Origin of the sequence: Nocardia niwae NBRC 108934 = DSM 45340 (assembly GCF_001613465.1) — a bacterium.
In the GTDB taxonomy this organism is placed as follows: Bacteria; Actinomycetota; Actinomycetes; order Mycobacteriales; family Mycobacteriaceae; genus Nocardia; species Nocardia niwae.
Window position 1 is genome coordinate 100,596 of the sequence record NZ_BDCK01000038.1, and the last position, 23,994, is coordinate 124,589.

Genomic DNA, 23,994 nt, shown 5'->3' on the forward strand with positions numbered 1-23,994 from the left:
CCGTCCACCCATGCGTGAAGGACCCAACACCGTGCCCGTCGCCCCGGACCCTCATCCCTCACTCGGTTCCTACGCACATCCTCACCGACTAGTAACCACGGAGTGGCTGTCGGCAAACATAGGCGCGCGCGGACTCGAGATCATCGAGGCCAACGAGGACACGCTGCTCTACGACATCGGGCACGTTCCGGGCGCCACCAAGCTGGATTGGCGAAGCGATCTGAACGATCCGGTCACGCGCGACTATATCGACGGAACCCGCTTCACCGAACTGATGCGCGCCAAAGGCATAGAACGTGACGACACGGTTGTGATCTACGGGGACCGGGGCAATACCCAGGCGGCGCACACGGCGTGGGTGTTCACGCTGTTCGGACACGAAGACGTGCGCCTGCTCGACGGTGGGCGCGCGGCGTGGATCTCCGAGGGGCGCGAGACGACTTTCGAGCCCGGCTACCCGGTGCGCAGCGACTACCCGGCGGTGCGCCGGGACGACAGCACCTTCCGCGCCTTTCGTGAGGACGTGCTGGCCCACCTCGGCAAACCGGTGATCGACGTGCGCTCGGCCGAGGAGTACCGCGGCGCCCGCGTCCGCGAACCGGCCAATCCCGAGGACGCCGCGTTGCGCGGCGGCCACATCCCCAGCGCGTCGAACATCCCGTGGTCGGAGGCGCTCACCGCCGATGGGAGCTTCCGGTCCCGCGCCGAACTCGACGACGTCTACCGCGCGTTGGCCGGACCGGACGAGGCGATCGTCTACAGTCGAGTCGGCGCGCGATCCGGTCACACCTGGTTCGTCCTGACCTATTTGCTCGGACGCGACGGCGTGCGCAACTACGACGGGTCCTGGACGGAGTGGGGCAACTCGGTGCGAATGCCGATCGCCAGGGGTGACGAACCGGGCGAGGTACCTGCCCGCGGCGGGTCACGGCGCGCCCGGAGCAGGTAGGGCAGGGTGCGGTCCCAAACACAGACCGCGTACGTTGTGATCCGCGACCTACTGATCAGTAGGGCTAGCCGAGTGCGGCGTCTGTTGGCAGACTGCCTACACTCGCCCGAGACGTAAGTTTGTCGATTACGGGAGCGGAGCCTGCGCAGCAAACCCCATCCCCCGGCGAAGCGACCAAAAGAATGCACACAGGAGGCTCAGTGCCCAGCCATGCCAGCGCGCGGATCACAAAGGTACTCGTAGCTAACCGAGGCGAAATCGCCGTGCGCGTGATCCGGGCGGCCAAGGATGCCGGTATCGGCAGCGTCGCGGTGTACGCCGAGCCGGATGCCGACGCTCCGTTCGTGAAGCTCGCCGACGAGGCGTTCGCACTGGGCGGGCAGACCTCGGCCGAGTCGTACCTGGTGTTCGACAAGATCCTCGACGCGGCCGCCAAGTCCGGCGCCGACGCCATCCACCCGGGTTACGGCTTCCTGTCGGAGAACGCCGACTTCGCCCAGGCCGTCATCGATGCCGGGCTGATCTGGATCGGCCCCTCCCCGCAGTCCATCCGCGATCTGGGCGACAAGGTCACCGCGCGGCACATCGCCGAGCGCGCGAAGGCGCCGATGGCCGCGGGCACCAAGGACCCGGTCAAGGACGCGACCGAGGTCGTCGAGTTCGCGAAGAAGTACGGCGTGCCGGTCGCCATCAAGGCGGCGTTCGGTGGCGGTGGCCGCGGCATGAAGGTCGCCCACTCTATCGAGGAGATCCCGGAGCTGTACGACTCGGCCGTCCGTGAGGCCACCGCCGCCTTCGGTCGCGGCGAGTGCTTCGTCGAGCAGTACCTGGACAAGGCCCGCCACGTCGAGGCGCAGGTCATCGCCGACAAGCACGGCAACGTCATCGTCGCGGGCACCCGCGACTGCTCGCTGCAGCGGCGCTTCCAGAAGCTCGTCGAGGAAGCCCCCGCGCCGTTCCTGTCCGACGAGGTACGCGCGAAGATCCACGCCTCCGCCAAGGCCATCTGCAAGGAAGCCGGCTACTACGGCGCCGGCACCGTCGAGTACCTGGTACAGGGCGAGACCGTCTCCTTCCTCGAGGTGAACACCCGCCTGCAGGTCGAGCACCCGGTCACCGAGGAAACCTCGGGCCTCGACCTGGTGCGCCAGCAGTTCCGTATCGCCAACGGCGAGAAGCTGGAGATCACCGAGGACCCGACCCCGCGCGGCCACTCCTTCGAGTTCCGCATCAACGGCGAGGACGCCGGCCGCGGCTTCCTGCCCGCCCCCGGCCCGGTCACCGTGTACCGGGAGCCGTCGGGCCCCGGTGTGCGCGTGGACTCCGGCGTGGTGGAGGGCAGCGTCATCGGCGGGCAGTTCGACTCGATGCTGGCCAAGCTGATCGTCACCGGCGAGAACCGCACGCAGGCGCTGGAGCGGGCGCGGCGCGCGCTGGCCGAGTACGAGGTCGACGGCCTGGCCACGGTCATCCCGTTCCACCGCGCGATCGTCGAGGACCCGGCGTTCATCGGCGACGGCGAGAAGTTCGACGTCTACACCAAGTGGATCGAAACCGAGTGGGTCAACACCGTCGAGCCGTTCACCGGCGCGGGCGCCCCGGCCGAGGAGGACGAGGAGCAGCCGCGGCAGAAGGTCGTCGTCGAGGTCGGCGGCCGCAGGGTCGAGGTGTCGCTGCCCGGCAACTTCACCGTCGGCGCCGCAGCGGGCGGCGCGGCGGGCAACGGCGCTGGTGTGATCCGCAAGAAGCCCAAGCCGCGCAAGCGGGGCGGCGCGGGCGGCGGCGCGGCTTCCGGTGACGCGGTCACCGCTCCGATGCAGGGCACCGTCGTCAAGGTCGCCGTGGAAGAGGGCCAGTCGGTCGAGGCGGGCGATCTGATCGTGGTGCTCGAGGCCATGAAGATGGAGAACCCGGTCAACGCGCACAAGGCCGGTGTGGTCACCGGCCTGTCCGTCGAAGCGGGCGCGGCGATCACGCAGGGCACGGTGCTGGCGGAGATCAAGTAGTACCCGGCGGAGCCGGTACACGAGCGGGCGCGGACCACAAGGTCCGCGCCCGCTTCTTTGTTCACGCTGCGGTCCCTCCGTCGTCACGCCGCTGGACCGGATCCGCCCACCGGGGTGTCGTATCGTGATCCGGTGACCAGCTCGACAAGCCTCTCCCCCGTCGCGGAGGTGATTCGCGCGCGGCGTGCCACGTCCAGCCGTGCCGACGGTCACCGCCTGGTGCTGGTGGTGGAAGGTGGCGGCAGCCGGGGCGTGTACTCCAGCGGGATGGTGTCCGCACTGGAGGAACTCGGACTCGCCGGGGTCTTCGACGCCGTGTACGGCACGTCGGCCGGCGCCATCAACGGCGCCTGGCTGCTGTGCGGACGCGCCATCCCCGGCATGCGCTCCTGGACCGATCCGGCGATCATGCGCCGCGCGATCGACCCGGCCCGGCTCCTGCGCGGACGTCCGGCGTTCGATCTGCGGTATCTCGTCCACCAGGTGTACGACGGCATCGAACCGATGGATTTCCAGGCGATCCTGGCCAACACCACGACCTTCCATCCGATCGCCACCGATATCCGCACCGGGCAGGCGGTCGACCTGCATCCGCACATCACCGACAAGCGGACGCTCATGCGGGCGTTGCGCGCGTCGGCGGGCCTGCCCCTGCTGGCCGGGCCGCCGGTCACCCTGGGCAGCTCGGCCTTCTTCGACGGCGGCCTCTCCGAGACCGTGCCGATCCGCGCCGCGGTCCGTGCGGGCGCCACCCTCGCCTTGGTCCTGCGCACCCGGCGAGTGGACGAAAGGCGCCCGCCCGCGTCGCGCCTGCACCAGATCGTCGGCGGCGGTTATATGCGTGCCGTCGCCCCCGGCGCGTACCGAGCATGGCTGGAGCGCCCGCGCCAGCAGGACGTCGAAGACCGCGCGCTCGCCGAGCTCGGCGACTCGGTTCTGCAGATCCATCCGCCCGTCGGCTCCCCCGACATCGACAGCGCCACCCGCGACACCACGCTGCTGGCCGCGGGCCTGCACATCGGCCGCCGAGCGGTCCTCACCGCGCTCTCCGCCGTCCTTCCCGCCGCCTGATCGCCTTCGGTCGGCTTTCCGTTCCGGCCGGACTATCCGTACGGCGCGGGCAATGCCCCTTCCGCGGGCGTGCGGCAGCGCTGCCGGAGGCGACCGAGGAGCGCGACCTGGCGGTGCTCTTGAATGCCGAGGCGCGACCCCCGTGTTCCCGGCGGAACAAGTGGCACAGGCTCCCCGGCGGAACCGGCAACCCCGCTGGGGGGGGCAGCGACGAGGCGCGCGGGGACATGGGCGGCGCAAGCGAGGGGAGTCGTTCAGGCGATGCGGACTCGCACGCCGCCGGAGAGCACGAAGTCGTGCAGCTCGAGCTGGTCGGGTGTCACCGTCGACGGCAGGTCGAACACGAGTTGGGTGGTGGCGGATTGCCCCGGGCGCAGCTCGAAGGAGTAACCGAGACGCTGTTGGGTGTTCTGCCACATGGTGGCGGTGGCGTTGTGGTCGAAAGGGGTGTCCTGCGCGTCCAGGACGCGCTGGCCCATCGGCAGGAACCACTTCGGCTCGTCGGAGATGTTGTGCACCGACAGCGTGACGATCAGGAACGAGCCCGCCGCCTTCTGCAATCCGATTCGTGATACGCCCGAGTCGACCCCCGTCACGACGAATTCGAATTTGCCGTCGCGGACGGCGTTGCCCGCAGGCGCCACGGCTGCCGGGTCGGACGGTTGCTCCACCGCCACCGCCGAGGGCGGAGATGTGGGTTCGGGAGCACCGGAATCGCCCGTCCTGGTTCCGGCCGCGATCAGGGCGACGCAACCCGCCGCGAACGCGAACGGCGCGAGGAACACCACGATCAGCGCGCCGATCATCTTCGACAGCAGACTCCGGCGACGGCGCGGGCGCCGACGCGGGACGGGGACACCCGGCCGCCGCTGCGCGACCGGCGGAGCAGCCGGACGCTGGACCGCTGGAAAGACCTTCCGCGCCGGGGCGCGGTACGGCGGCGCGACCGGACCCGGCTTCGGGGCCACGCGCGCATGTAGAGCGCGTAGACGTTCCGGCCAACCGGGCCGCGGCGCGGCTCCGGCATACGACCCGTTCTGGTACCACCGCCGACGGGATGGATACGGCTCCACCGGAACGGGATAACCTGTGCCGGGCGAGGTCTGCGGACCGGCATATCCCTGCACCGGTGAGCCCGGTGGCGAAACGTGGCCGCCCTGTCCGGAATTCGGTCGTGCTGTGACCGAGGGCCAGTCGAGTCTGGTCGCCACAAGCGTTGGGGTCGGACCCGGATTCGGCAGGACCTTCGTCGGAGCCGGAGTGCGCCGTGGCGCGGGGTCCGAGTTCGCTGGCCGCGAAATGCCCTCTCCGACAGATCCTTTCGCCTGTGTCGGCGGATTCTCCGGTACAGCCGGATCGCTGTCGCGGAGCGCGGAAGCCATTCCGGTCAACGGCTTCGTCGCCGGACGGTCCGATACCGCCGGCGGCGGCACGACTCGCGGATCCGGAGCCGGAGCGCCGATCGCCGCTCGCGCGGCCGCCGCGAATTCCCCTGCCGTGGCGAATCTTTCGTTCGGTTCCTTGGCCAGACCACGCGCGATGACGGCGTCCAGCGCGGCGGGGACGGCGGCGCACACCGAACCGGCGCGTGGCGGCGGCGCGGTCAGGTGGGCGTGCATCTGCTGCGCCGGGTCGGTGTCACCGTAGAGCCGGGAGCCGGTGAGGCATTCGTAGAGCACGCAGGCCAGCGAGTAGACGTCGGCACGGCCGTCCGCCTTGCCGGTGAATCGCTCGGGGGCCATGTACGCCAGGGTGCCGATCGCCATGCCGGTAGCGGTCACGGCCGTCTGACCGAGGCCGTGCGCGATGCCGAAGTCGATCAAGTAGGTGAAGCCGCTGGGGTGGACCACGATGTTCGACGGTTTGACGTCGCGGTGCACCAGCCCGACCCGGTGCGCCACATCGAGCGCGGCGGCGACATGCCCGACGACGCCGACCGCCGCCGACGGCGGCATCGGCCCCTCGGCCAGCAGCTTGCGCGCCAGATCGGTACCGTCGACGAATTGCATGTCGATGTAGAGCCTGCCGTCGATCTCGCCGACCCGGTGAATTCGCGGGACGTGCGGGTCGCGCAACTGCGACACGGCTGCGGCTTCGCGCTCGAATCGTTTGCGGTACTCCCCCGCGGCCGCGAGTTCGGCGGGCAGGAGTTTCAACGCCACCCGCCGCGCCGCCGCCACGTCGTACGCCAGCCAGACCTGCCCCATGCCGCCCTTGCCGAGCAGCCGCTCCAGCTGGTACCCCCCGAATCGCACCTCCCCCATCGCGAACCTCCAGTCACCGTTGACATCTGGTCGACCCAACCGTTACCCGCGGCGCGGACGGACGGAAAGCAGCAGCTCACGTGCCGATGCCGGAGAAGTGGCCTCTTTCGGAGCGTAACCGCACGCCGGGCCGGGCACCACTGTGTGCTGGACGACAGTCCCGCAGGCGACCCGCCTACTTGCCCGGCTTGGGCTTGGGCTTGTCCTTGCCGTTGCCCGGGTTCGCGTGATCGGGTTTGCCCCGGTCGCGCTTGTCGTCGGAGCCGGGCTGCCCGGATCCGATCGAGTCGTCGACGTTCCCCGCGGTGACACCGCCGGGAGCCGGCGCCGCCGGAAGCCAGCTCGCCCCGCCCGCCGACGGTGTACAGATCAGCTCGAGGCCGTCCACGGTGACGCTGTGCACGTCGAGCGCGGGATCGCACGGCTGACCCGTGCCGGGCAGGATCACGGTGGGCGCCGAGATAGGGACCGGAGTCGGTGCGGCCGGGGCGTGTGATGGCAGCGGTGACCGTGTCGTGAGCTCCTGCTCGGGAGACGGGGCGGGAGCGGTGACCGGTCCCGCGTCGACCGCGTCGGGCCGCCCGAGCCATAGCGCTCCGGCCACCCCCGCGACGAGCACCCCGAAGGCCAGCAGGGCCAGACGGGGCCCGAGGGACGTTCGCGCCGTGGGCGTGACACGGGCCGGCGCAAGCCCGCGTGGCGGCGGCAGCACGGTGGTCGGCACCGCCGACGAGAGCTCGACCGTGGTCGCGTCCCGGCCGGTCAGTGCCGCGTACCCGGCCGACGCCAGTTCCCCCGCGCTGGACCATCGGTGGTCCGGGTCTTTCGCCATGCCCCGCGCGATCACCGCGTCCAGTTCCGGCGGCACGACCGGATTCAGCGTGGAGGCCGGCGGCGGGGTCTGCATCAGGTGGGCGCGCAACAGGCGCGGCGGGTCGCCGTCGTCGAACGGCCGCCGCCCGGTGAGGCACTCGTACAGCACGCAAGCCAGCGAATATTGATCGGACCGCGGAACCGCCGCTCCCTCGAACCGCTCCGGCGCCATGTAGGCCAGCGTGCCCACCACGTTGCCGGTGCGGGTGATCGCGGGCTGGTCGCTGCGGTGCGCGGTGCCGAAGTCGATCAGGTAGGCGGTGCCCTCGGGCGTGACCATGATGTTGGACGGCTTCACGTCGCGGTGGACCAAGCCCGCCCGGTGCGCGATATCGAGCGCGGTGGCAGTCTGCGCGACGATCGCTATCGCGCGTTCGGGGTCCAGCCGCCCTTCGCGCCGCAGCAGAGCGGCCACGTCGGACCCTTCGATGAACTCCATATCGATGTACAGGCGGCCGTGGAGTTCGCCGAACGAATGGATCGGCACGAGGTGCGGCCCGCGCACCTGGGCGGCGAGCCGGGCCTCCCTGGTGAATCGTTGCCGGAATGTCGTGTCCGCCGCGTATGCGGCGGTCAGCACCTTCAACGCGACGACCCGGTCGGCACTGGTGTCGTGGGCGAGCCAGACCTCGCCCATGCCGCCGCTGCCCAGCAGCCGGTCGAGGCGGTAGTGGCCGAACCACAGCTCGCCCATGTCGATAGAACCTCCCGCTAGCCTCTTGGTCATGATCGAGCTACCCGAAATTCGCATCGGTACCGCGAAACGCGCAAAAGCGACGCCGCGCTCATCCGATCATGTCCCAGCGAGGCCGGTCGGCGTCGCGGAATTCGGTGCAGTGATGGCGGGCGCCCCGGACCCGGCCGCCCGGCGCGGCGGAACGGCCGCGCGCTGATGGAGCCGATCGAGATCAACGCGGGCGCTTGGTATCTGCGCGCCTTGCGCGCCGACGACCGCATCGATGACCGCCCCGCCCTGGCCGCGGGCGGGATCACCGAGCCGGACTATGTGGCCCGGCGCGATGCGGGCTGGGCGGAGGAGACGCATTTCTCCTGGGCGGTCTGCGAACCGACGACGGCCGAGCTGGTCGCCGAGATCGGAGTGACCCCGGCAGGCGACGGCACCGCGCAGGTGAGCGGCTGGGCGCGCCCTGGGTACGAGGCTGCCTTGCAGACCGGGCTCACGTCCGTTCACCGCTTCGTCGAAGGCGGTCTGGGGTTGCGCCCGGTCACGTCCTGACCGGCGTGCCCGGTCGATACGCTCCCGGGTACGGCGCACCTCGGCACAGCACAGCGGCGCCCGGTGCGGACGCGGCCTAGGAGGTGGACCCGGGATGCCGGCGTCTCACACGCCAGAAGACACCGGCATGCCGATCCCACCCGTGCGCGCGCTATTCCATCCCGGTCAGCACCCGGTCCAGCGCGTCGACGGCCTCGTCCAGCTCGGCGCCGGTGACCGTCAGCGGTGGACGGAACCGGATCCCCCGCTCTCCGGTGCCGAGGATCAGCACGCGCTCCCGCTCGCGCAACTGGGTGAGCACCTCGTCGCGCAGCCGGGACGACGACAGCGTGATCGCGCACATCAGGCCGCGCCCGCGCGGCTCGCTGACGTCGGGGTGGCGGGCGGCGAGCGCACCGAGCCGTTCGAGCAGGTGCCCGCCCAGCGGCCGGGACCGTTCGATCAGCTCGTCGCGCTCGATCACTTCCAGGATGCGGCGGCTGCGCACCATGTCGGCGAGGTTGCCGCCCCAGGTGGAGTTGAGCCGGGAGCTGACCGCGAACACGTTGTCGGGCACCTCGTCCACGCGTCCACCCGCCATGACGCCGCACACCTGGGTCCGCTTGCCGAACGCGACGATGTCCGGCGCCAGCCCGAGTTGCTGGTAGGCCCAGGCCGTTCCGGTCATGCCGACTCCGGTCTGCACCTCGTCCAGCACGAACAGCGCGTCGTGCTCGTGACACAGTCGTTGCACGGCTTGCAGGAATTGCGGACGCAGATGCCGGTCACCGCCCTCGCCCTGGATCGGCTCGGCGATGAAACATGCTATGTCGTGCGGCTTCTCCTCGAACGCCCGGCGCGCCTGGACCAGCGCGCAGGCCTCTGCCTCCTCGATGTCGAACGCGTCGGTGACATAGGGCGACTTGATCCGGGGCCAGTCGAACTTCGGGAAACGCGCGGTCTTCACCGGATCGGTGTTGGTGAGCGACATGGTGTAGCCGGAGCGGCCGTGGAACGCGCCGGTCAGGTGCAGCACCTTGGCGCCGAGTTCCGATGGGCGGCCTTGGGATTCGTTGTGCCTGCTCTTCCAGTCGAACGCGATCTTGAGGGCGTTCTCCACCGCGAGAGCGCCGCCGTCGATGAAGAACAGGTGCGGCAGCCGGGGATCGCCGAGCACCCGCACGAACGTCTCTACGAAACGGGCCATCTCGACGGTGTAGATGTCGGAGTTGCTCGGCTTGTTCAGTGCCGCGGTGACGAGTTCGGCCCGGAACTCGGCGTCCTCGGCGAGGGCGGGATGGTTCATGCCCAGCGCGTTGGAGGCGAAGAAGCCGAACATGTCGAGGTAGGGGCTGCCGTCGCGTTCGTCGACGAGGCGGCAGCCACGGGAGCGGTTGAGGTCGAGAACCAGGTCGAAGCCGTCGGCCAGGATGCTCGCCGACAAGATCTCATGGACCCGGGCGGCGGGGGTGACCGCCGGGCGGGTGCGTTCCAGTTCGATGGTCACGCCCTGAGGGTACGTAAAAATTTACGGAACCTCTACAACAAAGCGTATTAATTACACACAATCGCTACCTGTCATAGAATGTCTGCAAGATGATGGTGCTCCGGGTGCGCACGTTGGCGGTGGCTCTGATCTCTTGGAGCAGCTGTTCGAGGTGCCGCGGGGACGCCACACGCACCAGCAGGATGTAGCTCTCCTCGCCGGCTACCGAGTGGCACGCCTCGATGCCGGGGATGTGCTGCAGCACGGCGGGCGCGTCATCCGGTTGCGATGGGTCGAGAGGAGTGATCGCGACGAATGCCGACAGCAGTTGGCCGAGCGCTTCGGGATCGACGTGCGCGGTGTACCCGCGGATCACACCGCGCGCCTCCAATCGGCGAACCCGGGACTGCACCGCGGACACCGACAGACTCGCCTTCTCGGCCAGGTTCGACAGGGTGGCCCGTCCATCGGCCATCAGTTCACGAATCAGCAGGCGATCGATGTCATCGAGTACGGGTCTTGCCGGTGTATCCGCCATCAGCGAAGGCTAACTCAGGCAGCCCGCCTCGTGTCCGAAACCTCACCTCCCTCCTCCCGCTATGTGGGACAGACACGCCGCGACGCGGCCGAAAGGTACGGCGGAACAACAGATGACCGAGGTACTCGACGACCGGACCACCCGGCAACTCGCCGCCCGCGCCCAAGCGGTGCTGCGCCAATTCGGTGCGCCGCCTACCGAACCCGGCGACCTGTCCGCGCGCACTCCGATCACCGGAGGCGAGCTGGCCACGCTGCGGTCCGCCACGCTGCCGGAGGTCGACGCCGCGATCGGCCGGGCCGCGACCGCCTTCCACGCCTGGCGGACCGTCCCTGCTCCCGTCCGGGCCGGGGTCGTGCGCAGGCTGGGGCAGCTGCTCACCGAGCACAAGAGCGACCTGGCCGAGCTGGTGACGCTGGAGGCGGGCAAGATCCCGGCCGAGGCCGCGGGCGAAGTCCAGGAGATGATCGACATCTGCGAATTCGCCGTCGGCCTGTCCCGGCAGCTGTACGGCTACACCATGCCCTCCGAACGTCCGGGCCACCGGTTGATGGAGACCTGGCATCCGCTAGGCGTGGTCGGCGTCATCTCGGCGTTCAACTTCCCCGTGGCGGTCTGGGCGTGGAACACGGCGATCGCGCTGGTCTGCGGCGACACCGTGGTGTGGAAGCCGTCGGAGACGACGCCGCTGACCGCCGTCGCCTGTCACACGCTGCTGCGGCGCGCGGCCGCCGAAGCCGGCGCGGATCCCGAGATCCATCAGTTGATCCAAGGCGCGAGCGACGTCGGCGCCCGGCTCGTCGACGACACCCGGGTGCCGCTGGTGAGCGCGACCGGCTCGGTGCGGATGGGCCGGCTGGTGGCGCCGCGGGTGGCCGAGCGGCTCGGGCGCTGCCTGCTGGAACTGGGCGGCAACAACGGCGCGATCGTCACCGCGTCCGCCGATCTCGACCTCGCGGCGCGGGCCATCGTCTTCGCGGCGGCGGGCACGGCCGGTCAGCGGTGCACCACGCTGCGGCGGCTGATCGTGCACCGGGACGTGGCAGGCCCGCTGACCGACCGGCTGGAGCGGGCCTACCGCCAGCTGCGCGTGGGCAATCCGTTCGATGACGGGGTGCTGGTCGGGCCGCTGATCGACGGCAAGGCCCACACCGCGATGCGTGGGGCGCTGGACAAGGCGGTCAGCGACGGCGGCGAACTGGTCTGCGGCGGAGAGCGAGTCGACGGATTCGGCGAGGACGCCTACTACGTGCGGCCCGCCCTCGTGCGCATGCCCGCCCAGACCGCGGTGGTGCGGGAGGAAACCTTCGCGCCGATCCTCTACGTGCTCACCTACGACGACTTCGATCGTGCGATCACCCTGCACAACGAAGTGCCGCAAGGCCTTTCGTCCTCAATCTTCACCACCGATCAGCGCGAGGCCGAACGCTTCCTCGCCGCCGACGGATCCGACTGCGGCATCGCCAACGTCAATATCGGCACCTCCGGCGCCGAGATCGGCGGCGCCTTCGGCGGTGAGAAGCAAACCGGCGGCGGACGTGAATCCGGCTCGGACTCCTGGAAGGCCTATATGCGCCGAGCGACCAACACGGTCAACTACTCCACCGAACTTCCCCTCGCCCAAGGCATCGAATTCGGCTGAGCGAGCCGCCACGCCCCTCCCGGCTGCCACGCCCACAGCGACTGCCGCGTCCTGACGGGCGCGGCAGCCATAAACGGCGCAGGCCGACGTTTCCCGAGAACAGCGGTGCACCACGGGATCCGCTGTGGGTGGGCAGCCCGGTTCGGACGCCACCGGCCGAATTACGACCGTTCGCACCTTCGCGACCGCGGCCTTGTTCGCGACGCTGCCACTCGTCGCCCTCGCGAGCGCCCATGCGGTCGCCGCACCGCTCGAGGGCACTTCTCGTCACTCATTGGACGCGACGGCGGCGCAATCGGTGTCACTCCCGCCGCAGGAGCTTGCCCAGGCTCGCCGATTCACCCGTGATATGCCCTCTCACCTGCACGATTCGGTACTTCGCGCCTACCTGTGTAGTGTTGTGCATACCGACGCGGGGTGGAGCAGCTCGGTAGCTCGCTGGGCTCATAACCCAGAGGTCGCAGGTTCAAATCCTGTCCCCGCTACTACGAACGGCCCGGAGTACACCACTCCGGGCCGTTTCGCTTGTGCCGGATCGCGCCACCGGCAGGCACAGCGAGTCGCCCCGGCGGGCGCGGTACCGATCGATCAGCGCGGCGAATGCTCGGGCCACCGGATCGAGGCGGGACGGCCGCACGGCGATGCGCCCCGACTTCGGCGCATCCCATGCGAACTCACCACTCACGTCGGCGATCCCGACAGCCACCGGGCAATTCCTTTGCCTAGGAATGCCGCTTATCGCGACGCTGGTGAGATGTTCGTTCGATTCGCCTCACCGCTGTCCCGTAGCTCACAGTAGAAAGCCTGCGGAATGATCGGTCCCAGCTCCACCGTCACTCGCTATGCAAATCCGGGGTTAAAAGACGGTTACGGCGTCACCTTGGACCGGTGCCTCCAGAGTTGTCGTGTCACGATACTTCCGAGTCACCCGGACTATTCATCCCGAAGTGTTTTCCCGCAGGCAACCCTCGGTTTCGTCACCACACCCGGCTTGTCCCCTTCGGCGTGTTCGTAATGATTCGATCGCCAACGTCGGCCATCTCTGCGTGCAACGACGACAATCTGTGAGGAATTTTCCGCGTGAGTGATTTCTGGAATGTGAGCTCGTCTCTGGCGTGTCTCAGCGTCGGCATTTCCCTGTTCGGCGTCATCGCATATCTGGCGGGGATACTGGAAGGGGACACCCGGCCGCGCGTCGCGTCGTGGGCGGCTTGGTGCACCGCGAACACCGTGTTCGCGGTCGTGGCGTATCTCGACGGTGGCTATCTCGCCGCGGCCATCAACGCCGCGGCGGCGGCCATGAACGCGGCGGTCATCGCCGTCGGCGTGACTCGTGGGTGCAGTCTGCGACCGGACGACACTATCGATTGGGCCTGCCTGATCTCATCGATCGCCTGCGTGCTGGTGACGGCCGGTGTGCAGGAGAAGGCGTTCGGCGCGCTGTTCGCCATCTGCGCCAATCTCATCGCCACCGTCCCTACGCTCCGGCATGTGTGGTCCAAACCTCGTGAGGAAACCTGGCAGACCTTCGCCGCGAATGCCTTCGCGAACGGCCTCGGCCTGCTCGGAGTGCTCATGGTGAGCGGATTCGACTTCGTTTCGATCGCCGGCCCGCTGATTTCCACCGCGGGCAATGTCGCCCTGGTCACCCTGACCGTCGGGCGCGCTCGGTTCGCCGGTGCCGCTGTGGTCCCGGTGCGGGTCGGCTGACACGTCCTGCGGCGGCCACGGCATGTGCTCGGTTTGGACGCGCAGGGCCGAGCACCAACCGGTGCGCCTCGCGCGGCCGTAGCCGATGACGCCAGTTGCGCCCGACGCGTCCGCCGATCGGTGGACGCGTCGGGCGCAGCCGCGCAGGTGCGCGAGCATGGGCCCCCGTACCGCTATCCTTCGATCTCGGCGACCCGATGACCAGCTGATTCGTTTTCGCGCAATCGTTCTGCCGACGCCGTTACGGCCGCGGCGGGAACGACTTGCCCCGCATGCGAAGGAGAGAGCTGTGCAGCGCAGAGCGATGCTCAAGGGGTGTGCGGCGGCGGTCGCCGTGCCGCTGTTCGCCGCCGGCTGCGATGTGCTGGACGGCAGCGCGCAAGCGGTGGACGAATTGGCTTTCGATCCCGGCGCGTTCACGATGGAGACGAAGACCGTCGCCACGTTCGAGCGCGACAGAAAGGTGACCTACCGCTTCTACGAGAGCGTCGTCTATGTGGCGAAGCCGGTGGACAAGGCATATCAAAGCCTGAACATCAGCGTGCCCACCGAAATCGACGGAGCAGCCGTCGATGCGAGCAAGGCCCCCATCCTTCTGAGCAACTCCGTCGGGGGGTATCTGTCGTCGTCGGTGACGAACCGTCCACCGGACGACGGTGGTGATCGGGCCAGGAACCGGGATCTCGCCCTCACGGCGGGCTATGTCGTCGTGGAACCCGGTGTGCGCGGGCGCGACCTGGTCGCGCCGGACGGCACGTACTTCGGCGTGGCGCCCGCCGCCATCGTCGATCTGAAGGCCGCGGTCCGGTACCTGCGGCACAACACGGGTCGCGTGCCGGGAGACACCGACCGGATCGTGGCCATGGGGGTCAGCGCGGGCGGCGCGCTGACCGCTTTGCTCGCGGTGTCCGGGGACAGCCGGATGTACGACCGGTATCTCGCCGAACTCGGCGCGGCGGACGCGAGCGATGCCGTCTTCGCCGCCGCTCCGTATTGCCCCGTCACCGATCTCGAGCACGCGGACATGGCCTACGAGTGGAATTGGGGCGCCAACCCGCTGCGCTCCGGTGAGCTCGACGCCGCGGCCTCGCGGGAGCTGAGCTCGGCGTTCACGGACTACCAGGCGTCGCTGGGGCTGCAGGGCAGGAACGGGTTCGGCCCCCTCACGTCCGGTAATTACGGCGACTATCTGGTGCGTACCTACCTCGAACCGGCGGCGACCGCGTACTTGACCGCGCTGCCGGACGCCGACCGCTCCAGCTACCTGGCGGCCAACACCTGGATCACCTGGGCGGGCGATCGCGCCGAATTCACCTGGCCGGGCTTCCTCGCGCACGTCGGCGCGCGGCAGAAGGGCGTGCCCGCGTTCGACGCCTTCGACCTGTCGTCACCCGAGAACAACGAGTTCGGCCTGGGAACGGTCAAGGCCAGGCATTTCACCCCGTTCAGCCTGCGGCGAGCGACCGGTGACCCCGGCGCGCAACTCGACAGCGACCTGCCCGAGAAGATCAGCTTGATGAATCCCATGTTCTTTCTGCAGCAGCGGAATTCCACGCGGGCGAAGCACTGGTGGATCCGCGTCGGCACCAAGGACACCGATGCGTCGCTGACGATCGTCGGCAATCTCGCCGCGAGCCTGGAGAACCTGGGCGACGCGGTGGACGCCGCGATGTACTGGGACGCCGGACACGGCAGCAACGAGGACCCCGCGGATTTCATCGCGTGGATCGGCAAGGTGACCGGTTACGCGGGGTGAGGCGGCACGCCGAGGTCCGGCCGCGGGACCGAGTGGACCTCGGCAGCGCCGCGTGCCGCAAGGCTTCGCTGCCGCCTCCGGCAGCGGCGGCAGTGAAGCCTTGCGGCACGGGGCCGCCGGAATCCTCCGGCGGCCGCGCGGGAAACGGTGGTCGGCCGGGCCTAGCAGCGCGGCGGCTCGATGCCGAGCTGCCGCAGCTGTTCGGTGTAGAGCGCGACATTGGCGAGCTTGATGTCCTCGTACCCGCGCACCACGTCGGCGAGTGCCGCGGCGCGCACGGCTCGGTCGTAGCTCGCCGGGTCCAGCACCGCCCCCAGATCCGCCACCATCGCGGTGTAGTGCGCGAGCAGTTCGCGTTCCACCCGTCGCACGTGGGCGTAGCCGAAGGGGTCGAACGCGGTGCCGCGCAGACGCTTCCCCTTCGCGAGCAAGCGCAGGGCGAAGTGGCTGCCCGGCCGCATCCCGATCTTCTTCTTCCGTCCCATCGCGCGCAGGATCGGCGGGTGCAGCCGATAGGTGAGGTTCGCGCCGTCGGGTACCTGTGCCGCGACCTCGGCCAGGAACGCCGGATCGGTGAGCCTGCGCGCCACCTCGTACTCGTCCTTGTATGCCGTGAACTTGTACAGGCCGCGCGCCACTTGCTCGCTGAACTCGGTGCGGTCGGTGACCCGGCGCTCGGCCTCCCAGATACGTTGCACCATAGCGACGTACTCGCGGGCCACCGCCGCGCTCTGGAATCCGATCAGTTCGACGGCCCGCAGCTCGACCAGCCGCCGAGTCTCGCCCGTGGCCGTCAACCCGTCGAACAGGTCGGCGGGCACCGCCACCGGGGCGCGTTCAGTTCTGCGGCGCGTGGTCGCGGCGGCGAACTCCTCCGGCCGCGCGATCGCGACCCGCCCCCAGCGAAAGGCGGCGAGGTTGGCCTCGACGGCGACTCCGTTGATCTCGATGGCCTCCTCGATCGCGCTACCGGGCAACCGCAGTCCTCCAGCCTGGTACGCGGCTCCGACCAGCAGGAAGTTCGCGGCGGCGGTGTTGCCGAAGAGGACTTCCGCGGCGGCCAGCGCATCGAAGGACCGCACCGATCGCGACACCTGCCCGAGGCGCTGCAGCAGCACCGCCTCGTCGGGATAGGTCACCGACTTGTCGTAGACCATGTCCCCGGTCGGCGTCTTGCTGGTGGAGGCGACCGATACGGTCGTCGCGGCGGACCCGTAGGCCAGGTTCTTGTTGTCGGTGGCGGCCAGCAGGTCGAAGGCCATGAGGCAGTCGGCCGACGCGGGGGCAAGGCGGTTGGCGGGCTCCAGTGCGCCCGCGGCGAAACGCAGATGCGAGACCACCGGCCCGGCCTTCTGGCTCATGCCGATCTGGTCCAGGCCGGCCACCTCGTATCCGGCTCGCAGCGCGGCGGTGGCCAGCACCTGGTTCACGGTGACGATGCCGGTGCCGCCGATGCCGGCGAGGAAGACGTTCTGCGTGGTCGTCGGCGGTTCGACCACGAGTTCCGGCAGCCGGGGCGGTTGCGGCCGCCTGCTCGTCCCGCGCGGCTTCCGCTGCGCCGGATCGGGCAGTTCCACCGTGACGAACGAAGGGCAATCGCCGTTCAGGCAGCTGTAGTCGGTGTTGCAGGAGGTCTGGTCGATGCGGGTCTTGCGCCCGAACTCGGTGTCCACCGGCTGCACCGACAGGCAGTTGCTCTGGACACCGCAATCACCACAGCCTTCGCATACCGCCTCGTTGACGACCACCCGGGTACGGCGCACCGGCAGGGCGCCCCGCTTGCGCTGCCGGCGCGCGTCGGCCGCACAGTGCTGGTCGTAGATCAGCACCGTGACACCGGGGACCTCGCGCAGCGTGCGCTGCGCCTCGTCGAGACGGTCCCGGTGCCACAGCAGCGTGCCGGGAGCGAGATCACGCTTGCGGTATCGCCCCGGCTCGTCGGCGCAGACGATGATCCGCCGGACGCCTTCGACGGCGAGTTTGTGGGTGAGCATCGGCACCGTGAGCGCGCCCTCGGCGTGCTGCGCGCCGGTCATCGCGACCACGTCGTTGTGCAGCAGCTTGAACGTGATGTTCACGCCAGCGGCGACGCACGCCTGCACGGCGAGCTGGCCGGAGTGGAAATACGTTCCGTCGCCGATGTTCTGGAACAGGTGCGGCACGTCGGTGAACGGCGCTTGGCCGATCCACTGGGCGCCCTCGCCGCCCATCTGGGTCAGCCCGGTGACCTTGCTGTCGGTGCGGCCGGACATGGTCACCAAGGTGTGACAGCCGATGCCGCCGCCCGCCAGCGATCCTTCCGGGACGGCGGTGGAGCGATTGTGCGGACAACCGCTGCAGAAGTAGGCCGCGCGCTTGGCGGGCAGCACGGACAGCGACAGTGGCTGCGGCAGGGGTCGTCTCATCTCCAGATGGCCGTCGAGTACGCGGCGCAGCGGTGCGGCGATCCGCCCGGAGGTGAGTTCGCCGTCGGCGCCGAACAGCGGGCGGCCCGCGTGGTCGCGCTTGCCGAGGATCTCGGGGGCGCCCGCGATGCCGTACAGGATCTCGCGAACCTGGGTTTCGACGAAGGCCGTCTTGTCCTCGACGACGATCAGCCGGCTGAGCCCGGCGGCGAACTCCCGGACCCGTTCGGGCGCGAGCGGATACGGCATCCCGATCCGCAACAGCCGGATGCCCGCGGCGTGCAGCGCGTCGTCGTCCGCGCCGAGGTCGAGCAGGGCTTGGCGGACCGCGTCGAAGGTGGTCCCGGTGGCGGCGATGCCGACCGTGGCGCGTGCCGGGTGGACCTCGATCACGTCCAGTCCGTTGCGTGTGCTGTAGGCGCGCACCAGTTCCCAGCGGGGGCCGTAGAGATCCGCCTCGGCGAGCAGGCTGTCGGCCGGCGCGGCCATCGGACGCTGCCGGTAACGGAACGGAGCACCCGCCCAGTCGATCTCGGGCACGACGATGTCGATGTCACCCACCGAACCGTCGACGGTCCAGGCGCCGTCGGCGACGTCGGCCACGACCTTCAGCGCCACGAGACAGCCCGATGCGCGCGACAGAGCCACTCCGTGCAGGCCCATGGTGATGATCTCCCGGGCGTTGCGCGGGAACAGCACGGGGATGTTCATCGCCGCCAGCGACCGCTCGCTCACCGCGGGCACGGTGGAGGATTTGGCCGCCGGATCGTCGCCGACCAGCAGCAGGACGCCGCCGCGCGGATTCGCGCCGTACATGTTGGCGTGCCGCAGAGCGTCGGTCGCGCGGTCCAGGCCGGGGCCCTTGCCGTACCAGACGCCGACCACGCCGTCGTGGGTCGCCGTGCCCGCGGGCAGGTCCGCCTGACTGCCCCATACGGACGTCGCGGCCAGTTCCTCGTTCAGGCCCGGGACGAACGAGATGTCATGTGCGGCCAAGACTTCCGGCATGCCGGCCAGCATCTTGTCGACGCCGCCGAGCGGACTGCCCTGATATCCGGAGACGAAGGTGCCCACCCGCAGGCCCGCGCGCAGATCACGCACGTGCTGCTCGACCAACTGGCGCGCGATGGCCTGGACGCCGGTGAGGACGACCGTCCCCGATCCCACGCGGTAACGGTCGGCAAGGTCGTAGGGAGCTGCGATCAGATCGCGGTCGGCGAGCTCGGTCATACAGATCCACCCGTCCGCTCGACGCCGGTCCGGCGCCTCGCATCGTTGAGCACTTGTTGCCGATATGGTGTCTCCGAAGATCTGAACGCACAACCTTGACGTGACAGATTGAGCAATCTGCCCAATTTTTGATGATGCCGATGGGCACAACCTAAGCACACTGCGAGGTCGATGTGACAGCGCACACACCACGGCGTCGTGCCGTCGGCGAGCCGAGCGCGGGCCACACCGCGTTTCCTCCGCCACACCCACGCCCACCTGTGTGAAGGTGGAATGGTGCCAATGCTCAAGAGGGGTGCGGCGATCGCCGCCACCATCGCGTTCGGGTCGCTGGCCGCGTGCGGGCAGCAGGCGGACCCGGCCGCTCCCTCCACGCCGGAGCGCACCGCGGAAGCCACGGCGGGGACGCGGGCCGATCCGGGCCCCCGCACCTACGCGGGCGGAACGATGATCGTCATCCCGCATGCCGCGGATCTGGAACCCACCTCGACCATGCCCTTCTCGGAGTACGACACCGAAGACGGCACGGATAAACTCGCGATCCACATCCCCGGCCCGGTCGGCTGTCCGAGTATCGGATTCACCGCGCGCGTGGAAGAATCGGCCGACCTGGTGAGCGTGCGCCTGATCCGTGGCCTGCATCGCGGTATGCCGCCGTGCCAGGGCGCGAATCCCGAGCAGAAACGCGAGTACGGCGTGGTCGTGGTGGACCTGCGACGCCCGCTGGGCGCTCGGACGGTGCTCAGCTTCGCATGAGCCACGCGACACGGGGACGATTCGGTGCGCGACCGGGCAGGCCACCCCCTTAGTGATCTTGTCGAATGGCGGGCCACGGGCTTTGTGACATGTCCGGTTCGCCTGTTCCGGTGCGACGCTCCGATCGGCGGAGCGCTATCTTCGCAGCGGATGGTGCCGCCTTCGCGGCTACCGGCGGTCCCGGAGTCGAAGGAGGTGCGGCAGTCCGCCATGATCGACTCGAGATCGCTCCGGCGGCGGTTCCTTCTGCTCCGTCCCGCAGCGAACGTTCGCTGCGGTTTTCCGTGTAGTGCCGGTCCGTCCGAAGCACCGAGGTCGCGGCGTGCCCGCGGGGTGGTGGGTCGGTGACGGCTGACTTTCGAAGGAAACCCGTGTCCAGAGTTCCGTTCAGGATCGCGATCTTGCTGGTGAGCATCGTCTCGCTCGGCCTGCTCGGCCTGCCAGCGACGGCTCAGCCCCTGTATCCCACTCCCGATCCCGACCCCTTCTACACAGCGCCGCCCGACCTGGGGGCGCTCGCTCCCGGCGACGTCGTGCGGGCCCGCCGGATCGACACCGGTCTCTATGTCGGGACCGAGGGCTGGCAGGTGGCATTCCGCTCCACCAATTCGCAGAACAAACCCGTCATGGGCATCACGACGGTCCTGCTGCCCGCCGGGGTCAAGAACCCGCCGCTGATCTCCTACCAGGCGCTGATCAATTCCCTCGGCACCCAGTGCAACCCGTCGCGCTCGCTGTTCAACGGCGAACTGCAGGACGCGGTCGGCGCGATGCTGCCGATCGGACGCGGGTGGGCGATCTCGCTGCCGGACTACCTGGGTCCCACTTCCGCCTACGGCGCAGCGCGCCTGGCCGGCATGATCACCCTGGACAGCGTGCGGGCCGTCCGCAAGGTCACGGAACTCGGGCTGTCCGCCTCCCCCGTCGCCGTCGCCGGCTACTCCGGTGGGGGCATGGCCACCTCCTGGGCCGCCGCCCTGCAACCCACCTACGCGCCGGAGCTGAAGCTGACCGCCGCCGTGGCCGGTGGCATCCCCGCCGACCTCGAGGAAATGGCGATGTCGCTCGGCTTCGAGCCGCACCCCGGATTCGGCCTCGCCTTCGCCGCCGCCATGGGACTCGAGCGGGAGTACCCGGACCGGCTGCCGATCTCCGACCAGCTCAACGAGAACGGTTTGTGGTTCCGGGAATTCACCCATGACGCCTGCCGGCGGTTCCTGCTCTTCCACGGCGCCTTCCGCAGCGCCGAGCAGATGGCGGCGTCCAAGAGCCTGATGGACAGCCCCGAAGCGCACGCCGTCCTGCGGGAGAACAGCCTCCGGTACTTCGACGGCGTGCCCGCCGTGCCGATCTATATGTGGCAGGGCCGCTTCGACACGCTCACCTTCTACAACCCGGTCGCCGAAGTCGCCGACCGGTACTGCAAGGCGGGCGCGCCGCTGACGTTCCACACGGTCGACATCTCCGAGCACATGACCGCGGCCGTCGCCGGATTCACCGACGCGTGGAACTACGTGGAGGCCAGGTTCCGCGGCGAACCCGCACCGACCAACTGCTGAACCCAGACGAAAGCGGCCCGGGAGACATTCTCCCGGGCCGTTTTTCGTCCCATCAGCTGATGGAACGCACCTCGCGCTCGTACTGCGCCCGGGTCTTCTCGTCGGCCGGGTGCAACGCCCGATTCCCGTCGAACAACCCGCGGACCAGGCGCACCGCGCGTTCCGGCGCGGCTGCCAGCGCGATGTCCAGCGGTCCCAGGTAATTCGGTACGGCCACCTCGGCTTTGCGAGTCGCGCAGGTGCGCAGGATCGCGGCGGCGACGTCCTCCGGGTCGACGGTCGGCATGCCGTGGCCCAGGGTCAGTCCCGAGGAGAGCCGGGTCCGTACTGCCGAGGGCAGCACGCAGCTGACGCTGACGCCCTGCCCGGCGAATTCCAGCCGGGTCGCCGCCGAGAGACCGACGGCCGCGAACTTGCTCGCGTTGTACACGGCCAGCCCCGGAATCGGGACCTTGCCCGCCAGGGAGGCGACATTGACGATATGGCCGCGGCCGCGTTCGATCATGCCCGGCGCGGCGGCGCGCATACCGTGGATGAGACCCCAGACGTTGATGTCCAGCGTGGCCTGACCGACGACGTCCGTTTGCTCCAGGAATGCGCCCGCCGGCATGACACCGGCGTTGTTGACCAGGACGTCGATATCGCCGACCGCCGCGACGACCGCGTCCCATTGCCCGCGCGAGCGCACGTCGAGCTCGAACGCGCTCGCCCCGATCGCGGCGGCGGTCGCGTCGGCGGCGGCTTTGTCCACGTCCGCGAGCACGACGCGAGAACCTCTCGCGGCGAACGATTCCGCGGTGGCGCGGCCGATGCCTCGCGCCCCTCCGGTGATCAGGACGGTCGCCTCGGTCAAGTCGATCGCGGGGTAGCCGGATCCGAAGATGCTCATACGAATGCTCCTTGCTCGAGCGCGCGGCGGGTGCTGCGCAGGCTGTGCTCGAAGGTGGCCGAACTGCGGCGGCCGTCCATGAAGTTGGATCCCATCACCGCGAGATCCTCGGCGGTCGCGCCCAGGAAGAGCACCTTGGTGCCCGCCGCGCGCAACCGGTCGATCTCGGCGCGGAGTTTGTCGCTCATCCGGTTGCGCAGCTGCCGTTCCAGCAGATGCCCCGGGCCGGTGGCCGGAATCCGGGCCGCGGAGGCCATCGGCGCGAGCACGAGCACTTCGTCGAGGTTCTCGGCGGCGAGCAGGTCGACCGACGCGGTCGAGCCGGCGCCGCCGTCGACGAAGCGACGGCCCGCGATGGGGACCGGCGGGAACCAGCCGGGAATCGCCCACGACGCCCGCAGCGCCTCGCCGATGGTCGCGGCGGGCGCGCCGGGTGAACCGAATGCCACGCGCTCGCCCGTCGCGTAGTCCATCGCCACCAGCCGGGTCGCGGGATGCGGCACCCACGAGCGGCCGGGGTTCAGCCGTTCGGCCAGCCGTCCCAGCCACCCCGCGTCGCCGCGGCCGACCGGCAGCAGTCCGCTGCCAGCGGCAAGCAGCGCCTGGCCGGGCTCCTGGCGGCGCAGGGGCAGCCGGGGCGAGCCGAGTCGCGGGCGCGGCAACGGCGGAAACCGGCCGGGCTCGGCGGCACGGTGCTCGCGCAGGATCGGGTCGGTCGCCGTGCCGCGCTGCATGGCGACCAGGTCGTCCACCGAGACGCCGCTGCCGAGCATCGTCACCGCTTCCGCGCCCGCCGAGGTGCCGATCAGCACGTCCGCCTCGCGCGGATCCCAGGCAAGCACGTCGCGGGCGGCGGCGAGCGCGGCGACGATCCATGCCGCCCCCACGGAGCCACCGCATCCGATGGCCAGGCCGCGCCGTTGCGACCTATTGTTGTTACCCATAGTCTCAGACACTAGCCCAGCATGGCGCGGATGCCACGCCTCCGATCACACGGAGTGCGACATCACGCCGTGAAGTGCAACGTCCATTCGCCGCGATAGTGCAGCCGGGTGATGCTGCCGGGCGGAATGTCGATGCGCCAGAAGGACTTCGGCGGTGCGTCCAGCGTCACCAGCAACGCGGCCCTGACCACCGCCGGGTGCGTGACCGCGATCGTCGGCACCGGCTGCGCGGCCACCTCGGCCATCCACAGCCTGGTCCGTTCGATCACATCCAATACGGATTCGCCGCCGTGCCCGCGGAACGCCGGGTCGGTGAGCCAGGCGTACAACTCGTCCTGCGGCACCGACATCAGTTCACCGCCGCGCCACGCGCCCGCGTCCAGGTCACGCAACCGGTTGTCCTCCTCCCCCGGCAGACCCAGCAACGCCGCGGTTTCCACCGTCCGGCGTTCCGGCCCGGTGAACACCCGCGCGGCGGTGAGCGGCCCGCACTCGGCCACCGCCCGCCTGCCCGCCTCGGTGAGCGATTCGTCCACCGGGAAACGTGCCTTCCGCATCGCCTCGGTCATCCCATGGCTGACCAGGTCGAGTCTGAGCACTTTTTGCACCTGTCGAAGCGTACGGCCCGGCGTCGGCGGGCGCTGTTCGATTGCTCCCGCTTCGCTCGGGAAACGGTACGGGCGTGCTTGTCGGTGGGCCG

General features: G+C 69.6%; 17 protein-coding genes and 1 tRNA gene. 10 read left to right on the forward strand and 8 right to left on the reverse strand.

Features of this window, described 5'->3' with window-relative positions; all coding sequences use genetic code 11:
• Window positions 1-31 precede the first annotated feature (31 nt).
• From NNI01S_RS26620 to NNI01S_RS26630, 3 genes are all read left to right on the forward strand, one after another.
• Window positions 32-949, forward strand: coding sequence for a sulfurtransferase (locus NNI01S_RS26620; protein WP_063023122.1), 918 nt, complete (start codon window positions 32-34; stop codon window positions 947-949).
• Between the two features lie 200 nt (window positions 950-1,149).
• Window positions 1,150-2,955: an acetyl/propionyl/methylcrotonyl-CoA carboxylase subunit alpha gene (locus NNI01S_RS26625; RefSeq protein ID WP_063023069.1), complete on the forward strand. Its 1,806-nt coding sequence runs from the start codon at window positions 1,150-1,152 to the stop codon at window positions 2,953-2,955.
• 132 nt (window positions 2,956-3,087) lie between these two features.
• A complete protein-coding gene (locus NNI01S_RS26630; protein ID WP_063023124.1) occupies window positions 3,088-4,026 on the forward strand; it encodes a patatin-like phospholipase family protein in 939 nt (312 codons plus the stop codon).
• Between the two features lie 254 nt (window positions 4,027-4,280).
• Here NNI01S_RS26630 and NNI01S_RS26635 read toward each other — a convergent pair whose 3' ends face one another.
• Window positions 4,281-6,290: a serine/threonine-protein kinase gene (locus tag NNI01S_RS26635; RefSeq protein WP_063023071.1), complete on the reverse strand. Its 2,010-nt coding sequence runs from the start codon at window positions 6,288-6,290 to the stop codon at window positions 4,281-4,283.
• Window positions 6,291-6,465: 175 nt separating this feature from the next.
• A complete protein-coding gene (locus NNI01S_RS26640; RefSeq protein ID WP_169813021.1) occupies window positions 6,466-7,890 on the reverse strand; it encodes a serine/threonine-protein kinase in 1,425 nt (474 codons plus the stop codon).
• A gap of 165 nt (window positions 7,891-8,055) precedes the next feature.
• Here NNI01S_RS26640 and NNI01S_RS26645 point away from each other — a divergent pair, with 165 nt between their 5' ends.
• Complete coding sequence (locus NNI01S_RS26645) at window positions 8,056-8,400, forward strand: hypothetical protein (protein ID WP_063023075.1); 345 nt, start codon at window positions 8,056-8,058, stop codon at window positions 8,398-8,400.
• Between the two features lie 151 nt (window positions 8,401-8,551).
• Here NNI01S_RS26645 and lat read toward each other — a convergent pair whose 3' ends face one another.
• A complete protein-coding gene (gene lat, locus NNI01S_RS26650) occupies window positions 8,552-9,886 on the reverse strand; it encodes an L-lysine 6-transaminase (protein WP_063023077.1) in 1,335 nt (444 codons plus the stop codon).
• Window positions 9,887-9,950: 64 nt separating this feature from the next.
• Window positions 9,951-10,403 carry an Lrp/AsnC family transcriptional regulator gene (locus NNI01S_RS26655; RefSeq protein ID WP_039796222.1) on the reverse strand — a complete coding sequence of 151 codons (453 nt, stop codon included), beginning with the start codon at window positions 10,401-10,403 and terminating at the stop codon, window positions 9,951-9,953.
• Window positions 10,404-10,515: 112 nt separating this feature from the next.
• Between NNI01S_RS26655 and amaB the strand changes: the two genes are divergently transcribed.
• The 4 genes from amaB to NNI01S_RS26675 all read left to right on the forward strand — a co-directional run bounded on the left by amaB (window position 10,516) and on the right by NNI01S_RS26675 (window position 15,511).
• The gene (amaB, locus tag NNI01S_RS26660; protein WP_063023126.1) at window positions 10,516-12,045 is read left to right on the forward strand and encodes an L-piperidine-6-carboxylate dehydrogenase; all 1,530 of its coding nucleotides are present in this window, start codon (window positions 10,516-10,518) and stop codon (window positions 12,043-12,045) included.
• A gap of 411 nt (window positions 12,046-12,456) precedes the next feature.
• Window positions 12,457-12,530 (forward strand) — tRNA-Met (locus NNI01S_RS26665).
• 595 nt (window positions 12,531-13,125) lie between these two features.
• The gene (locus tag NNI01S_RS26670; protein ID WP_063023079.1) at window positions 13,126-13,755 is read left to right on the forward strand and encodes a hypothetical protein; all 630 of its coding nucleotides are present in this window, start codon (window positions 13,126-13,128) and stop codon (window positions 13,753-13,755) included.
• A 289-nt stretch (window positions 13,756-14,044) separates the two neighbouring features.
• Window positions 14,045-15,511 carry a subtype B tannase gene (locus NNI01S_RS26675; RefSeq protein ID WP_063023081.1) on the forward strand — a complete coding sequence of 489 codons (1,467 nt, stop codon included), beginning with the start codon at window positions 14,045-14,047 and terminating at the stop codon, window positions 15,509-15,511.
• Window positions 15,512-15,672: 161 nt separating this feature from the next.
• Here the strand turns inward: NNI01S_RS26675 and NNI01S_RS26680 are convergent, their stop codons facing one another.
• The gene (locus NNI01S_RS26680) at window positions 15,673-19,146 is read right to left on the reverse strand and encodes an indolepyruvate ferredoxin oxidoreductase family protein (protein WP_063023083.1); all 3,474 of its coding nucleotides are present in this window, start codon (window positions 19,144-19,146) and stop codon (window positions 15,673-15,675) included.
• Window positions 19,147-19,428: 282 nt separating this feature from the next.
• Between NNI01S_RS26680 and NNI01S_RS26685 the strand changes: the two genes are divergently transcribed.
• Both NNI01S_RS26685 and NNI01S_RS26690 read left to right on the forward strand, forming a co-directional pair.
• On the forward strand, window positions 19,429-19,902 hold the full coding sequence (locus NNI01S_RS26685) for a hypothetical protein (RefSeq protein WP_063023085.1): 474 nt from the start codon (window positions 19,429-19,431) through the stop codon (window positions 19,900-19,902).
• 392 nt (window positions 19,903-20,294) lie between these two features.
• Complete coding sequence (locus tag NNI01S_RS26690) at window positions 20,295-21,461, forward strand: lipase family protein (RefSeq protein WP_439956146.1); 1,167 nt, start codon at window positions 20,295-20,297, stop codon at window positions 21,459-21,461.
• 52 nt (window positions 21,462-21,513) lie between these two features.
• Here the strand turns inward: NNI01S_RS26690 and NNI01S_RS26695 are convergent, their stop codons facing one another.
• The 3 genes from NNI01S_RS26695 to NNI01S_RS26705 form a co-directional block, all read right to left on the reverse strand.
• Window positions 21,514-22,350 (reverse strand): SDR family oxidoreductase, encoded by an 837-nt coding sequence (locus NNI01S_RS26695; protein WP_063023087.1) that lies wholly within the window; start codon window positions 22,348-22,350, stop codon window positions 21,514-21,516.
• Window positions 22,347-23,294: a patatin-like phospholipase family protein gene (locus NNI01S_RS26700; RefSeq protein WP_063023089.1), complete on the reverse strand. Its 948-nt coding sequence runs from the start codon at window positions 23,292-23,294 to the stop codon at window positions 22,347-22,349. Before NNI01S_RS26700 ends, NNI01S_RS26695 begins: the two co-directional genes overlap by 4 nt.
• Window positions 23,295-23,356: 62 nt before the next feature.
• On the reverse strand, window positions 23,357-23,902 hold the full coding sequence (locus tag NNI01S_RS26705) for a histidine phosphatase family protein (RefSeq protein WP_063023091.1): 546 nt from the start codon (window positions 23,900-23,902) through the stop codon (window positions 23,357-23,359).
• Window positions 23,903-23,994 lie beyond the last annotated feature (92 nt).